Origin of the sequence: Roseovarius atlanticus (assembly GCF_001441615.1) — a bacterium.
Taxonomy (GTDB): Bacteria; Pseudomonadota; Alphaproteobacteria; order Rhodobacterales; family Rhodobacteraceae; genus Roseovarius; species Roseovarius atlanticus.
This window is the reverse complement of the sequence record NZ_LAXJ01000032.1, coordinates 40,351-55,821: the sequence shown is the minus strand read 5'-3', so window position 1 is coordinate 55,821 and position 15,471 is coordinate 40,351. Positions and strand designations below refer to the sequence as shown.

Annotated in this window: 14 protein-coding genes and 1 pseudogene; 8 read left to right on the top strand and 7 right to left on the bottom strand. The window is 62.3% G+C overall.

Annotated features, from left to right (window positions below):
• Nucleotides 1–36: 36 nt before the first annotated feature.
• Together XM53_RS23975 and XM53_RS21235 are read left to right on the top strand one after the other, a co-directional pair.
• Nucleotides 37–258 (top strand): annotated as a pseudogene (locus XM53_RS23975) (acyl-CoA dehydrogenase family protein); the annotation flags it as partial.
• The gene (locus tag XM53_RS21235; RefSeq protein WP_268873935.1) at nt 256–774 is read left to right on the top strand and encodes an acyl-CoA dehydrogenase family protein; all 519 of its coding nucleotides are present in this window, start codon (nt 256–258) and stop codon (nt 772–774) included. The pseudogene XM53_RS23975 and the gene XM53_RS21235, both read left to right, overlap by 3 nt.
• Nucleotides 775–859: 85 nt before the next feature.
• Here the strand turns inward: XM53_RS21235 and XM53_RS22825 are convergent, their stop codons facing one another.
• The 5 genes from XM53_RS22825 to XM53_RS21215 all read right to left on the bottom strand — a co-directional run bounded on the left by XM53_RS22825 (nt 860) and on the right by XM53_RS21215 (nt 6,856).
• Nucleotides 860–1,144 carry an acyl-CoA dehydrogenase family protein gene (locus tag XM53_RS22825; protein WP_082631167.1) on the bottom strand — a complete coding sequence of 95 codons (285 nt, stop codon included), beginning with the start codon at nt 1,142–1,144 and terminating at the stop codon, nt 860–862.
• Between the two features lie 219 nt (nt 1,145–1,363).
• On the bottom strand, nt 1,364–2,167 hold the full coding sequence (locus XM53_RS21230; RefSeq protein WP_057796806.1) for an IclR family transcriptional regulator: 804 nt from the start codon (nt 2,165–2,167) through the stop codon (nt 1,364–1,366).
• Nucleotides 2,168–2,306: 139 nt separating this feature from the next.
• Nucleotides 2,307–4,421, bottom strand: a complete 2,115-nt coding sequence (locus XM53_RS21225; protein ID WP_236544599.1) for an acetate--CoA ligase family protein — start codon at nt 4,419–4,421, stop codon at nt 2,307–2,309.
• A 23-nt stretch (nt 4,422–4,444) separates the two neighbouring features.
• Entirely contained in the window at nt 4,445–5,611 is a 1,167-nt protein-coding gene (locus XM53_RS21220; protein WP_057796804.1) for an acyl-CoA dehydrogenase family protein, read from the bottom strand.
• A gap of 30 nt (nt 5,612–5,641) precedes the next feature.
• Nucleotides 5,642–6,856, bottom strand: coding sequence for a CaiB/BaiF CoA transferase family protein (locus XM53_RS21215; protein WP_082631166.1), 1,215 nt, complete (start codon nt 6,854–6,856; stop codon nt 5,642–5,644).
• 182 nt (nt 6,857–7,038) lie between these two features.
• Here XM53_RS21215 and XM53_RS21210 point away from each other — a divergent pair, with 182 nt between their 5' ends.
• The 6 genes from XM53_RS21210 to XM53_RS21185 are packed head-to-tail and all read left to right on the top strand — an operon-like array spanning nt 7,039 to nt 12,364.
• Nucleotides 7,039–8,430, top strand: coding sequence for an acetate--CoA ligase family protein (locus XM53_RS21210; RefSeq protein WP_057796802.1), 1,392 nt, complete (start codon nt 7,039–7,041; stop codon nt 8,428–8,430).
• On the top strand, nt 8,427–9,098 hold the full coding sequence (locus XM53_RS21205) for an acetate--CoA ligase family protein (RefSeq protein ID WP_057796801.1): 672 nt from the start codon (nt 8,427–8,429) through the stop codon (nt 9,096–9,098). Before XM53_RS21210 ends, XM53_RS21205 begins: the two co-directional genes overlap by 4 nt.
• Nucleotides 9,099–9,157: 59 nt before the next feature.
• Nucleotides 9,158–9,595 carry a MaoC/PaaZ C-terminal domain-containing protein gene (locus tag XM53_RS21200; protein WP_057796810.1) on the top strand — a complete coding sequence of 146 codons (438 nt, stop codon included), beginning with the start codon at nt 9,158–9,160 and terminating at the stop codon, nt 9,593–9,595.
• On the top strand, nt 9,592–10,734 hold the full coding sequence (locus XM53_RS21195) for an acyl-CoA dehydrogenase family protein (protein ID WP_057796800.1): 1,143 nt from the start codon (nt 9,592–9,594) through the stop codon (nt 10,732–10,734). Before XM53_RS21200 ends, XM53_RS21195 begins: the two co-directional genes overlap by 4 nt.
• 48 nt (nt 10,735–10,782) lie before the next feature.
• Nucleotides 10,783–11,955 (top strand): acetyl-CoA acetyltransferase, encoded by a 1,173-nt coding sequence (locus XM53_RS21190; RefSeq protein ID WP_057796799.1) that lies wholly within the window; start codon nt 10,783–10,785, stop codon nt 11,953–11,955.
• 28 nt (nt 11,956–11,983) lie between these two features.
• Entirely contained in the window at nt 11,984–12,364 is a 381-nt protein-coding gene (locus XM53_RS21185; protein ID WP_236544598.1) for a Zn-ribbon domain-containing OB-fold protein, read from the top strand.
• An 83-nt stretch (nt 12,365–12,447) separates the two neighbouring features.
• Here XM53_RS21185 and XM53_RS21180 read toward each other — a convergent pair whose 3' ends face one another.
• Together XM53_RS21180 and XM53_RS21175 are read right to left on the bottom strand one after the other, a co-directional pair.
• Nucleotides 12,448–14,391, bottom strand: a complete 1,944-nt coding sequence (locus XM53_RS21180) for a TRAP transporter permease (protein ID WP_236544597.1) — start codon at nt 14,389–14,391, stop codon at nt 12,448–12,450.
• Nucleotides 14,392–14,480: 89 nt separating this feature from the next.
• Nucleotides 14,481–15,452 carry a TAXI family TRAP transporter solute-binding subunit gene (locus XM53_RS21175; RefSeq protein ID WP_057796796.1) on the bottom strand — a complete coding sequence of 324 codons (972 nt, stop codon included), beginning with the start codon at nt 15,450–15,452 and terminating at the stop codon, nt 14,481–14,483.
• Between the last annotated feature and the right edge of the window lie 19 nt (nt 15,453–15,471).

Sequence of the window (15,471 nt, the reverse complement as noted above, 5' to 3'; positions counted from 1 at the left end):
CTGTCCCATGGGCGCTGATCCCGGACAGTCGGTTCGAACGTACGCGAGGTCAAGACACGTGCGGACCGAGAGGGCGATAAGATTTTCGTCACTGGCCAGAAACTCTGGATTTCCAATGGGGCCCAGTCGGATTTCGCCATCGTTGTCTGCAATCTGGACGACGGTATTTCCATGGTCATCGTCGACCGCGACACCGGCAACTACGAGAGCCGCGAATTGCGCAAGATGGGACTTGTCGGTGCATCGACCTGCGAATTGTTCTTTGATCAGGCCGAAACCACGGAGGCCCACGTTCTGGGCAATTCCGGCGGCGGTCTGTTCCAGACCTTGAAGCTGTTTGAAAGCGCGCGTGTGTTTGTTGGCCTGACCAGCATCGGCATCGCCCAGGCAGCGCTGGAATGTGCGGTCAAATATGCGCAGGAACGCGAGCAGCATGGCAAACCGATTGGCGGGCACCAGTTGATCCAGGGCTATCTGGCCGACATGGCCACACATCTCGATGCCGGGCGGCTTTTGTGCCAACGCGGGCTGCAACTCTTGGATCTGGGCGTGCGCTGCGACACCCAGACCTCGATGGCAAAATGGTATGCGACCGAGATGGCCGTCGAAATCGCCGGCAAAGCGGTGCAAATCCACGGCGGCAACGGCATCACCAAGGAGTTCCCCGTTGAACGGCACTTCCGCAATACGAAGGTCATGCCGATCCCGGATGGCACCACCGAAATTCAGAAGCTGGTGATCGGGCGAAACCTGACCGGGTTGAACGCGTTCTGAAAAAGGGCCTTGGCCGCCCCACCCTCGACGGTCGTCAGCGTCGAGGGTGGGCACGACCCGGCGGAATCGCGATACGGGCGAAGGGTCAGTAGGACTTGGGCATCCCCAGTGCCTTCTCGGCCACGTAGGAGAGGATCAATTCCTCACTGACCGGCGCGATGAAGTTCAGCACGCTTTCGCGAAAGTAGCGCTCGACGTGGTATTCCTGCGCGAAGCCAAAGCCGCCATGGGTGCGCACCGCCCGGAACGCCGCTTCGTAGGCTGCCGATCCTGCGAGGGTGCGCGCGGTATTGGCCTGGAGCCCGCGGAGCCTGTTCTGAACGTAAAGCGCGGCGGAACTGAAGACGCATCCACACCGAAGCGAGCGGATGCTGGATAGACTGGTTCTGACTGATCGGACGACCCAAGACGACGCGCTCGCGCGAAAAGGCCGGTGCCTGCCTCATGGGACCACTGCAACCCGCTGCCGTCAATTTACCCTGACTTTGCAAAAAGCCAGCGCCAGTGGGTTACCGATTCTGACCAGGGTCAGAACCTACTCTTTTGCCAGGGGGGGCACAAAAATCACGACGGGTGGGGATCCCGATGTTCAACAGACTCTAGGATCATGACCTTTCTTTCCCAGATGCCGAACAATTTCTTCACGCATGATCCTAACAATCTCGTTCTCGGATCGCTGGATGACATCCGTTGGGGCACCAACCCCGACGGCAAAAAGGCGGGAACTCTGGTGGCTGGGAAAAGGCATGGAGATCAATCCGGCGCCTTTGACGACTTGATCGGTGGAAAGATAGTACCCCTTGGCACGGGTCTCGGCCAACGAGGCGACGAAGGCCTTCACGTCCACCGCCGGTTTGTCGGGCGCACGATAAGCATTGATCTTTCGTAACAGGCGGCACACTTCTTCATCGCTGAAGCGGCTCATCAGAACCCGCCCCACCCCCGAAGTCCCCAGCGGACGTCGCGTTCCGAGTGAAATGTGGTGGATCGGCGACTTCTTCAGACGGATTACTTGGACATACTCGGCTTCGTCACCGTTCTTTGTTCCCAGGACAACGACATGTTGCGTCCGTTGCGCGATCGCCTTGAGCAACCGCTGGATGATGCCTTCGCCGAACAGATCCGGGTTCATCCATGAGCCCAGAAGAGGGACGCGTTCCGTGGGGAAGTAGTTCTTGTTTCGGGCATCGTGTGTCAGGAAGCCGAGGCTGACCATGCTCTTCAAGAGCGCCGAGGTACTCGATTGCGGATACCCCAGTTTCTTGGATACTTCCACGACCGATAGCGGCCGTCGCACCTCGTCGAAATACACCAACGTTTCACAGGTGCGGGCGACTGATTTCACGATGTGGTGCCCGCCGGTCTTCGCCAGCGTCTGATGCGCGTCTTTCATGATCCCCTCTCAGCATACTATTATATGAACAGTATTCCGAAATCAAAATGGCCGCGTATGTGGTTTCTGTCAACTGTTAGAAAATCGCAGAAGGCTCGCCGCAGCTGTCAGGGGATCGGGAAGATGTCGGGCTCGTTTGTCAGTCGCCGCCTCGCTTTGTGGGGATGATTACGCCATCAGCGGCCACGGCGCCCTGGCCACTGGGCCCGACGATCAACGGGTTCACATCAATGGTCTCAAGCGCTGCCCCGTGATAGGCGACAAAGGCCGACAGGCGCGCAACGGCGTCGGCGAGCGCGCCGATGTCGCGTTCGGGCGCCCCCCGGAATGCGTCCAGCAGTTTTCGACCGTGAATTTCGTCGATCATGCGGCGCGCTTCGGCGGGACCGAAAGGAGCAACCCGGAAGGACACGTCTCCCAGCGCCTCGACCAGCACGCCGCCCAGACCGAACATGACCACCGGGCCGAACGCCGGATCCTGGGTCACACCCAGTATGGCCTCCAGCCCAGGTGCTGCCTGTTCCGCCACGACCAGACCGTCGACTCGCGCATCGGGCGCTTTCTCGGACGCCAGTTCCAGAATGCGCGCACCGGCAGATCGGACCTCTTCGACCGAGCGCAGGTTCAGCGCCACGCCACCGATATCGGATTTATGCAGAATGTCGGGCGAGGCGATCTTCAACACGATCGGAAAGCCCATCTCCTGCGCCGCCTCGGCTGCCGCCTCCGGAGTCCTGGCCAGGGTTTCGCGCACGATCCCGATGCCGGCCTCGGCAAGCAGCGCCTTGGCCTCGATCTCGTTCACCATGCCGTCCGGCAACGGCGACAGGTCGGACAGTTCGGGTATCGGGTCATGTTCGCCGGCCCGCGCGAAGGACCTGGCGAAATAGCGCAATGCGGCCATCGCACGGACCGCGCGGGTCGGTTCCTCGAACACGATGAACCCCGACTTTTCATATGCAGCACGACCCTCGGGTTCGGTCAGCGAACAGAACAGCATCGGCCGGCCGGGAAACTTCTCGCGGATGCGCTCCAGCCCGGTCCGGATGGCTTCGTTCAGGTCGGCGACAAGGCCGACCGTGGACATGAAGATGATGGCTCCGTCGATTTCGCCGTCGCCAAACAACACATCCATGTTGGTTTCCAGCAGGTCGATCTGGTTGACCAACTGCGCCGTCACATCGACCGGGTTTCGGACACCTGCGAAAGGCAGCACCTCTTTCAGTTTTTTCTGCGCGTGATCGGGAAGCGCGGGCACGTCCAGTTTCAGTTTCTCGGCCTCGTCGGCCATCAGCACCCCAACGCCGCCGGACACCGTCACAAGACCCAGCCGGTCGCCCTGCATCATCGAACCGGATTCGGCGCAGGCATAGGTCACATCGAACATTTCGTCGACCGATTGCGCCCGGTAGACGCCGTATTGCCGAAAGGCCGCGTCATAGACCGCGTCGGACCCCGCCAGCGAGGCGGTATGCGATTGCGCGGCCTCGGCACCGACCGCGCTGCGGCCGACCTTCATCATGACCACCGGCTTTTCCCGTGCGCGCGCCAGTTCAAGGGCCTCGACCAGCCTGTCGCGGTCGGTCGCGCCTTCGAGGTATCCCATGATTACCCGGGTTTCGTCATCCTGCGCGCAATAGGCCACCGCATCGGCGAAATCGACGTCGCAGGAATTGCCCGTCGTCGCCCAGAGGTTCACACCCAGTCCGCGCATCCTGACCAGCGTCATGCAATACGACCCGAAGGCGCCGCTCTGGCTGACGATCGACACGCCGCCGGGCTTGGGCAGGTGCTTTTCGACCCCCGGTGTGAAGGTGGCGTAAAGATTGTGGCGCACATTGGCGATGCCAAGGCAGTTCGGCCCGACAAGCCGCATCCCCCCTTCGCGCGCGATATCCACCATACGCGCCTGAAGCGCGGCGCCTTCGGAATCAACCTCGGAAAACCCCGAGCTGAAGATCACCGCCCCCCGCACGCCGCGGGCCGCGCATTGCTCGACCGCTTGAACCGCCAGCGGCGCGGGCAGCGCGATCACCGCCAGATCCGGGGTCGTCGGGGCCTCGGAGATCGACGGATAGGCCGTCAAACCCTGCACCTCGTGCGACTTAGGATTTATCGGCAGGATCGGGCCGTCGAACCCGTGACGTATGAGAAAATCCACCGGCCGTCCGCCGATGCGCTTGGGGTCACTCGACGCGCCGATCACGGCAACAGAACGAGGAGCGAAAATGGCATCCATTCCGTCAATTCGCATGGGTCTTCCTTTGATATTCTAAACTAGTAGGACTTCGGCAGGCCGAGCGCATGTTCCGCGATGAACGACAGCACCAGTTGCGGGGTGACCGGCGCGATGCGGAACAGGATGGCTTCCCGCACAAGCCGCTCGACATGGTATTCCTTGGCATAGCCGAAACCGCCGAAGGTAAGCTGCGCGGTCTGCGTCGCCTTCACCGCCGCTTCGCCGGCTAGGTATTTGCCTGCGTTGGCTTCGTTTCCGCAGGGCTTGCCGGCATCGTAAAGCGCGCCGGCGTTCATCGCCATGAGGTTGGCGGCTTCCAGCTCGGCCCAGCAGGCGGCCAGCGGGTGCTGCACACCCTGGTTCTGTCCGATCGGCCTGCCAAAGACGACACGCTCATTGGCGTAATCCGCCGCACGCCGAAGCGCGTTGCGCCCGATGCCCACCGCTTCGGCGGCGATAAGCACCCTTTCGGGATTCAGCCCGTGCAGGATCTGGCGAAAGCCCTGACCTTCCTCGCCGATCAGATCTTCGGCCGGGATCGGCAGCCCGTCGATGAACAGCTCGTTTGAATCGACGCACTTGCGACCCATCTTCTCGATCTCGCGCACCGTGACGAACGTCCGATCAAGATCGGTGTAGAACAGGCTCAGGCCTTCGGTCGGTTTTTTGACCTCTTCAAGCGGGGTGGTGCGCGCCAGAAGCAGGATCTTGTCGGCCACCTGGGCGGTCGAAATCCAGACCTTCTGCCCATGCACGACATAGCGGTCGCCCTGACGCACGGCGCGGGTTTTCAGCTTGGTCGTGTCGAGGCCGGTCGTCGGTTCGGTGACACCGAAACAGGCCCGTTGCTCGCCGGCCACCAGTGGCGGAAGATAGGTCTTCTTCTGGTCCTCGGTGCCGAACTTGACGACCGGATTCAGGCCGAAGATGTTCATATGGATCGCCGAGGCGGCGCTGTTGCCGCCCCCGGACTCTGCGATCGCCTGCATCATGATCGCAGCGTCGACAATGCCAAGTCCGGCGCCGCCGTAGGCTTCGGGGATGGCGATTCCCAGCCAGCCATCGCGGGCCAGATTCTGGTGCAATTCGTGCGGGAAGCCGCCTTCGCGATCCCGGTTCAGCCAGAACTCGTCGTCGAACTCTTCGCAAATGCGCAGGACGGCATCGCGGATTCCCTGCTGATCGGATGTCATCTGATAGGTCATGGTGTTCTCCTCAAATCTCGCAGTCCGCTCTCAGCGTTTCGGTTCGGCTACAGTGCCGTTTTCGGTGAGCTTGTCGATCTTCCCGGCGTCGTATCCGAGCTCTTCCAGCACTGCGCGGCTGTCGGCGCCCAGTTCTCTGCGCCCGAGCCAGCGCAGCCGTCCCGGCGTCTTGTCCAGCTTTGGCACGGGTCCGACGACCTTGGTGTCGTCGCCCTCGACCCCGACGATGTCGCCGCGCGCGGCGATCTGCGGATCGGCAAGGATGTCATCGACGTCATAGACCATCGCCGCCACGGCATCGTGGGCCTGGAAGATGTCAATCGCCTTCTGCGCGTCATGCTGTGCCACAAATGCGCCGAGACGGTCCACAATCTCGTCCATGTGCTCCGCGAAGCCATCGAGGCTTTGGAATTGCGGCTGTTCCGCCCATTCCTTTCCGCCCGCGGCTTCCAGAAGCCGCCGCCCGGTCGCCGCACTGCCTGCGCTGATTGTGACCCATTTCCCGTCCCTGGCGCGAAACACCCCCGCCGGGGCGTAGGAATTGGGTGCCTGAAGTCCGTTTCGGTCAACCGGCAGCCCCGCGCCGGTTCGCGTCGGAACATGATAGTCGATCAGGCGTAACAGCGGCTCGAAGATGGCCAGGTCCACCACCTGGCCCCTGGCACTGCCGTTCTGCACCGCATGAAGCGCCATCATCGCGCCGTAGGCCGCCATCAGGCCGGTGGTCGAATCCGCGGCGGGAAAGCCGGGGTGCATCGGCGCGTTGTCGGCAAAGCCGGTGATGTGCGCCAGTCCGCTCATGGCCTCGCCGGCCCGACCGAAACCCGGCCACGAGGAACGCGGCCCGGTCTGGCCATAGCCCGAGATCCGCACGATCACCAGATCGGGATTCCAGCCATGCAGAACCTCTGGCGCCAATCCCGCCCTTTCAAGCACGCCGGGGCGGAAGTTTTCGATAAGAACCTGCGCGTTTTCGACCAAGCGGCGCAGAACCTCGCGGCCGTCTTCGGTTTTCCAGTCCAGCGCAACCAGTCGCTTGTTTCGGGCCAGCGTCTTCCACCACACACCGACGCCATCCTTGGCGCGCGCGCTCAGAACCCGCAGCATGTCGCCCTGCCCCGGCCGTTCGATCTTGATCACATCGGCGCCGAAATCGGAGAGCAGAGCGCCGCACATCGGCGCGGCAATCACATGCCCCATTTCAATCACCCTGAGATCGCTCAGCGGCCCGTCTGTTAATTTCACTCGGTAGTCTCCCAGATTGTCATTTCTCGGTCGTCAAGCCCCAACCTCCGGGTCCAGCGCCCTCAGTCTCATCGGAACCTAAATCCATTGCGAGAACAATCGAACGCCCGTTAGATCATCGAAGCGGGCAATAAAATTTTCACTTGACGGAGAAAGAAATGGCTGAGCCAAACACGAATCGAATGACGACACCCCGCCCCACGGTTGGCCAAGCTCTGGACGGGCTGTTCGATCCGCGCACCATCGCGGTCGTCGGGGCGTCCCGCACCAAGGGCAAGCTCGGGCAGGCCGTGCTGGCCCTGCTGAAGAGCAACGGCTATCGCGGCAAGATCATTCCCGTGAACCCCTCGGGCGGCGAAATCGAGGGGCTTGCGGCAGCACGCAGCCTAGAGGAGATCGACGGCCCGATCGACGTGGTCGTTCTGGCAACCCCTGTCGGCGTCGCTCTCGATGCGCTGGAAACCTGTACCCGGCTCGATGTGAAAGTCGTGGTCGGGGTGACCTCCGGCTTTTCGGAAGCCGGGCAAGACGGCCACAACAACGAGATGCGGCTGCGCCGGATCATGCAGGACGCGCCCTTTCGCCTGGTCGGGCCGAACTGCGAAGGCGTGGTGCGCCCAGCGTCGGATCTGCAATTGACCTTCAGCCCCATGTTCAACGGTCTCAGGCCCGGCCCCGTGGCCATGATTTCCCAGTCCGGCGCGCTAGGCGGCCTTATGGCGTTGCGTCTGGGCGAACGCGGCGTGGGGATCAATGCCATCGTCTCCAGCGGCAACGAAACGGATCTGACCGCCGGGGATCTGCTCGAATATCTCGGCAACGATCCGCAGACCCGCGTGGTTCTGTGCTACGTCGAGGAACTGCGCGACGGGCGCCGCTTTGCCGAGGCGGCCCAACGACTCACAAGAGCCGGAAAGCACGTCGTTGCGGTCAAGGGCGGACGAAGCCACGCCGGATCGCGCGCTGTCCAATCGCATACCGGCGCGATGGCCGGAGACGACCGGGTGATCAGTGCGGTCTTCCGCGAAACCGGGGTTATCCGCGCCCGGGAATCCGTGGCTGCCGTCGATGCCGTCACGGCCCTCGCCGCAGGCAGGCGGCCTGCCGGCAACCGGGTCGGAATCATCTCTGTCACCGGCGGGCTCGGCGTCGAGATGACCGACCTGGCCGAAAGCGCCGGCTTCGAGGTTCCGGTCCTGGCCGAAGCGACGCAAACCGCGCTGTCGCGTTATGTGCCGTTCTACGGCTCGGTGTCGAATCCGGTCGATCTGACCGGCGTCGTTCTGGCGAATCCCACCTATGTGGGCCGTTGCCTGAAGGCCGTAGCGGCCGATCCGGGCGTGGATATCGCCATCGCAATTATCACATTTGTGCCGGATCAACAGTTCATCGAGGCTTTGGCCGAGGCGTTCGACAGCACCGGCAAGCCGATCCTGATTGTCTGGACAGGCTCGGCGCGCAGCAATGCCTCGGGCGAGGCTCTGCGCGAACGGGCTGTCCCGGTTTATGATTCGCCCGCGCGGGCGGCCTCGGGCCTTTCGGCGCTGGCGGCTACGACAGGAGAAGTGGCATGACCCCGAGGGAAACACTGGAAAACTGGCAGCGCGCCGGGCGTAAAGTGGTCCACGAGGCCGACTCGAAGGACCTGCTGCAACAGATCGGGATACCGGTGCCGAAACGCGATCCCGCCGAGGGGCGCTGTGTCGCCAAGTTGTGTCACGACGACTACCCGCATAAGTCCGATCATGGTCTCGTCCGACTGGGTCTCTCGCCTCAAGAGGCGAAACAGGCCGCCGCCGAAATGGCGGAACGGTTTGTGGGCGGCACGGCGCTGATCGAGGAAATGGAAGAAGGGTCCGTGGCCGAATGGATCATCGGTTGCAAACGCGACGACACCTTTGGCCCGATCGTTCTGGCCGGCCCCGGCGGAATTCTGGTGGAACTGATAGACGCGGCCGAAATCCGGCTTGCACCCGCAGGGCCGCAAACCGCCGAGGCGATGGTGGATTCGGGCCCGGGTGCCAGGTTGCTGGCGGGGCTGCGCGGCGCGGAACCCGCCGACAAGGGGGCCCTGGCAGACCTGATTTCACGCATATCTGTTTTCTTCGCCGAAAACGCCGATCTGATCTCGGAAATTGAAATCAACCCTGTGATGGTTCGGGCGGACGGGAAAGGATTGGCTGCTGCCGATGCCTTGATCGTGTTGGCACCCAAGGCGAATGAACAGGAGAATTTAACGTGATACGTCACCCTTTTGGAGAGTTGTCACTGGGCCAGACCGGCGTTTCGAGCGGGCGGACGATGACGGAAACCGATGTCGTCAATTTCTGCATGCTCACCGGGAACTGGCTCGAACTGCATTCCAACATCGAGCATGCCAAGGAGGCGATATACGGCCAGCGCCTTGTTCAGGGCAGCCTCGTGTTTTCCATCGTCAACGCGATGATCCCCTTCGACAGCTCCGTGCTCGCTGCCTTCTACGGCTGCGACAAGCTGCGCTTTCTGCGACCGACCTTCATCAACGACACCTTCTGGGCCCGCGCGGAAATCGTCAATCTGAAGGATCATGACGAAAAGCATGGTGTCGTGACCAGCAAGCTGGAAGGCATCAACCAGCGGGACGAAACGGTGATGCGCTGCGAGTTCAGCCTGCTAATCCGAAAGACCCGTCTCGATCGCCCCGGAGAACCGCCCAAAATCCGGGCCGCGCACGACACCACACAAGGAGAGAGCGCATGAACTTCCTGACCCCCGAGCAGGAGATGTGGCGCGCGACCGTCGAGCGTTTCATCGACGAGGAGATCGGCCGCGACTATATCCGCAAATGCGATCTCGAACGCGAATACCCCTATGAGGCCTACGAAAAGGTGGCCAAGCAGGGCTGGCTCGGCATCCTGTTCTCGGAAGAGAGCGGCGGGCTGGGCGGCGACATCATGGATTATGCGCTGATGTGCGAGGGGCTGGCAAAATACGGCTTCGACTTTTCCACCGGCCTGATGGTCGCCACCTTCACCGCAATGAATATCGAGAAATTCGGCACGCCCGAACAGAAAGAGCGGTACATCCAGCCGTTCCTGGATGGCGACATCCGCTTCTCGATCTCGATTTCCGAACCCGGCGCCGGGTCGGACGCGGCTTCGACCAAGACCCGCGCGCGGCGCGACGGCAACGGCTGGGTGGTCAAGGGGCAAAAGCTCTGGTGCTCGGGCGCAAAGGCCGACAATGCGATCCTCGCCATGCTGACCCGCACCGACCCCGACGCGCCAAAGCACAAGGGGCTGTCGGTCTTCCTGATCCCCAACGACACCGAGGGTCTGGACATCCGCAAGCTGCCGACCCTGGCGCGGCGCGCAACAGGAACCACCGAGATTTTCGTGGACGACGTGAAACTGCCTTCCGATGCGCTGCTGGGCACCGAGAATGAAGGCTGGTCGATCATCACCGACCATCTGGAACTGGAACGTGTCGCCGTGGCCGCGGCCTATGTCGGCAATGCCCAGACAGCGGTGGACGATGCCCTGCGCTACGCGCATGAACGGATCCAATTCGACAAGCCGATCTTCGACTTTCAGGTGATCCGCCACATGCTGGCCGACATGCAGACCCAGGTCGACGCCGCGCGGCTTCTGGTCTATCGCGCTGCCAGCCTGGCCGCGGCCAAGACGCCCTGCACGCGCGAAGTGTCGATGGCGAAACTCTTTGCCTCCGAGACCCTGCAAACCGTCACCCGTAACGGCATGCAGATCCTCGGCGGGCATTCCATGCTGCCCGACTCGGACATGGAACGCTATTTCCGTGAAGGCATGCAAAGCACCATCGGTGGCGGAACCTCGCAGATACAGCGCACGCTGATCGCCAAGACCATGCGCCCGAACTGACCTCGGGACCGCTTTGGGACACCACCGCACAACAAAGGGAAAAAACATATGAAGAACGGACGCGATCCGGTGATCGTCGGCCTTGCCGACGCGCCAATCGAGGACGGGAAATTCGTCACCAAGGCCTCGGTTCTGGGCCATGCCGCCCTGGTGGCGAAGGCCGCCGTCGATGAAGCCGGCCTGACGCTTGATGATGTCGACGGTCTTTTGACCGCCGGCATGTGGGGCGTGCCGGGGCCGGGACAGCTCGCCACGGTAACGCTGGGCGAATATCTCAATATAATGCCAACCTATGTCGATGGCACCAATATCGGCGGCTCGGCCTTCGAAGCGCATGTCGCCCACGCCGCGATGGCGCTGCGCGAGGGCTATTGCGAGGTTGCCCTGATCGTCTACAGTTCCGACCAGAAATCCCTGCGCAGCCGAAACCTGGGGGGCCGGCCCTCGGTCCTGTCCATGCAACATGAAACACCCTTTGGGATGCCCACGCCTGTGGGCGGCTATGCGATGGCCGCGCAGCGTCACATGCACGAATACGGCACCACCTCCGAAAACCTGGCCGAAATTGCCGTCGCCACCCGGAAATGGGCACAGCTGAACCCCGCCGCGACTCGGCGCGATCCGCTCACCGTCGACGATGTCCTGTCCAGCACGATGATCTCGGAACCGCTGCATCTTCTCGATTGCTGCCTTGTCACCGACGGCGCGGGCGCCATCGTGATGACCACCGCCGAACGCGCCAGGGACCTCAAGACCAAACCCGTCGCGGTCAAGGGCTATGGCGAAGCGCACACCCATTGGGCCATCGGCGAGATGCCCGACCTCGCCCGCCTGCTGCCCGCGCAGAAGGCCGGCGAAACGGCGATGAAAATGGCCGGGGTAAGCCATTCCGACATCGACGTGGTCGAGGTCTACGACAGTTTCACCGTCACGGTCCTGCTGACGCTCGAAGCGCTTGGCTTCTGCAAGATCGGCGAGGGCGGCGATTTCGTGTCGGACCAGCGCACGGCACCAGGCGGGGCGTTCCCAATGAACACCAGCGGCGGCGGCCTCTCGGCGCTGCATCCGGGCATGTTCGGAATGTTCCTGCTGATCGAGGCCGTCCGGCAGCTTCGCGGCGAAGGCGGCGAACGCCAGGTCAAGGGCGCCGAGACCGCCCTGGTGCATGGTACCGGGGGTACGCTTTCCTCTGGTGCGACCGTGATTTTGCAGAAGGGCTAAGACGATGAGCATTGAAAAACCGCTTCCGGTGATCGACCATGACAGCGCCCCCTATTGGGAGGCCGCGCGCGAGGGCCGCCTCGACATCCCGCTTTGCGGCGATTGCGGCGAACATCATTTCTATCCCCGCTCTATTTGCCCGTATTGCCATTCCGACAATTTGCGCTTCAACACCGTGAGCGGACGCGGCAAGGTGCATACCTTCACCATCGCGCGCCGTCCGGCTGGGCCGGCATTCGCTGATGACGTGCCATATGTCGTGGCATTGATTGAGCTGGAGGAAGGCCCCCGGATGATGAGCCGGATCCAGACCGGCGACCCCGAGAAGGTTCATATCGGGGCCAAGGTGGAAGTGACGTTCGTCAAGGCAACCGACGAAGTGACTTTTCCCTACTTCAAAATGACCTGAGGCCAGAGGCACCGCCACTTCGGGGCCGAATGTGGAAGAGCCGTCGCAGAGGTTGTCTGCGGTGGCTCTTCGCTTTTTTGAGGTCACCCGGCGCGGCCGGGCTGCGGTGCTCCGCGCAAAAACCGCCACGCCAAGAGCCCGGCCAGCGCCAGCCCACCAACGATGTCGGCCGCAGGCGCGGCGTAAAACAGCAAGCCGGCAGCCGACAGGAACAGCAACCGGCCGATGACCGGCACCTTTCCACGAAACCAGCCGCTTGTGCCGACGCTGACGGCAAAAACCGCGGCGCAGGCCACGCCCATATCCAGTAGGATTTGCACCGTGCCGCCCTGGGCCAGTATGCCCGGCCGGAACACAAAGAGAAACGGCACCACATAGATCGCTCCGGCCAACATCAGCGCGCGACCCGCCACCCGCCAGAAATTGGCCCCTGCCAGGGCGGCGGCGGCATAGACACTGGCGCAAACCGGTGGCGTGATGGCCGATAGGATCGCATAGTAGAAGACGAAAAGATGAGCCGTCAGTTCGGGCAGGCCAAGCCGTACGAGACTCGGCGCGGCGATCGCCGCAGCCAGCACATAGGAGGCCGTCGTCGGCACGTCCATACCCAGCAAGATCGCCAGCACCGCCGCCAGCAACAGGGCCAAGATCAGCCCCTGACCGGACACAGAGAACAACAGGTTCGAGACTTTGACCCCGGCACCCGTCGCCGTCAGAACCTTGACGACGATGGCGGCGCAGGCAAGCAGCGCCGCGATCATCACCAGCGCCCGCCCTGCTTCGACCATCCCCTCATAGATGTCGCGGGCCAGCTTGGCCCAACAGGCCAGCACACCCTGCTTTTTTCCGTCGCGTGCGAAGGGACGCACCAGACCACAGGCCACGACCAGCACGATGATCGCACCCGCCCCTGCATAGCTTGGCGTGTAACCGTTGAAAAGGAAATAGACCATCGCCGCGATGGGAAGGAACAGCGGGATCGACTTGTCCGGCGCAAGGAATTCCGCCGGTTCGGGCATTTCGCTCCTCGGTGTCGGTTGCAACCCTGTGCGACGCGCATAGAGATCCACCCCGAGCCATACCGCCAGGTAGTAGAGAAATGCCGGACCGATCGCCGCAACGACAATGTCGGTATAGGGAATGTTCAGGAACTCAGCCATGATGAAGGCCGCTGCCCCCATCACCGGCGGCGTAAGCTGGCCGGCGGAGGAGGCAACGGCCTCGACCGCCCCGGCAAAGGCCGGCGGATAGCGCAGTCGCTTCATCGTGGGGATTGTAATCGACCCGGTCGCCATGACATTGGCCACCGCCGAGCCGGTCACCGTCCCGAACATCGCCGATGACAGGGCACAGACCTTTGCCGGACCGCCATAAGAGCGCCCGGCGATCCAGGTCGCCATTTTCATAAAGGAATCTGTCGACCCGGTGGACAACAGCAGAGCCCCCAGAAGCACATAGATCACGATGACCCGAGCCCCGATATCCGCAAGGTAGCCAAAGAGGCCAGTAGTCGAGCTGTAGAAAGTCTCGACCGCCGTACGGGCCGACACACGCGGTGGGCGCCAGGCCCCTTCGATCAGATCATGGCCGAAATAAAAATAGATCACAGTGCAAAGCGCCAGCAGCGGCAGGAACCAGCCGATCACCCGGCGCGCCGCTTCAAGAGTCAGCAGAACAGCCAACAGACCGGCCGCCTTGTCGAGCGGCCCGTAGCGCACCATGATATCCGACAAGCGATCCCGGTTCACGATTACATAGAGGCAAACCGCGAACGCCAGTAGTCCCAGCATGATGTCCACAGCCCGTTCAATCCCGCTTCGCGCACCGGTGCGCGAGGCCCGCGCCGCATAGAGAAAAAACGCGCAGCCGATTCCAAAACCGACAAAAATCGGTCGCTGAACCAGCGGTTCGAACTGTCCGAAGAGGGCATTATAGAAATGCAGCGCGACGAATGCGGCGAACAATACGCCAAGCGCCTGCTCTCCGCGCCGTTCCCAATTGGGTATTGCGGTCGATGTCTGCGTCATGTTCTCTCCGAGAGCGGTAACGGCGGGGTGCCCGCAGCACCCCGTCTGGATCAGCCTATGGCCGCCGTCGTGACGGCCCGCGATTCCGGTCAGCTTCCGGCCGCCTCTCTCCAGTAACGTTCCGCACCTGGATGATAGGTAATTCCTGCCTCCATCGTGGCGACGGCATCGGCGGCAATGTCATAGTCCGCCAGTTGTGGCCAGGCTTCGGTCAGCAGGCTCATGTTCTGGTGGATGCTGCGAGCGATGTCGTAGGCGGTCTGGTCATCCATGACACCGGTGCGGGTCAGAAAGAAAACGTTGAGCTTCGGAACGCGCATTGCTTCGGAGCCGGGAATGAGTTCTGCCGGAAGAGTTGTGAAACCGACGCCCTCCATAGCCCCTGTCGCCGCTTTCTCCTGCTCTTCGGTAAAGCCGATCAAGCGCATCTTGGTGCTGGTCATCAATTCCTGCAGACTTGCATCGACGGAGTCTGCGGCCCCATATTTGCTGTAACCGACGATTTGGCGGTTCTTGATGCCTTCCACCGCGTCGCCAACGGCGCCATGCACCAGGTCCGCGTTGATATCGAACATGGACAGGACACCGGTCGTCAACGTCTCGGCCGCCGATCCGCGGATGCCGGGATTGAACTTCTTTCCGTCCAGTTCGTCCAGCGTCGTCACACCAGACTCTTCGGTGACCGCGATCAGCAGGATCGAGGCGCTGTAAGGATAAAGCGCAACCGTATCTGGGATTGCGTTACCTTCGAACTTGCCGGTCCCGTTTCTGGCGGAGATCAGAATGTCGGTGGTGGCAAGCCCAAGGTCGATCTCGTCGCGCGCCAGCCGCAGCACATTGTCCACGCTGGCCCCGGTTTCGATCACGCTGACATTGGTGCCTTCCATGCCGGTCTCGATCGCCTTGCTCATCGCAACCGAAATGGTGAAATGGCTCGACGTCGGGCTGGTCGTGCCCATCGTGAGATCCTTGGCAGATGCCGCGCCGCCAAGGGCCATCGCGCCCATGGCCGCGATAGCACCCACCGCCGCCCGGTATCCGGTCAACTTGCGTTGGATCATTTTATCCTCCCGTTTTTGC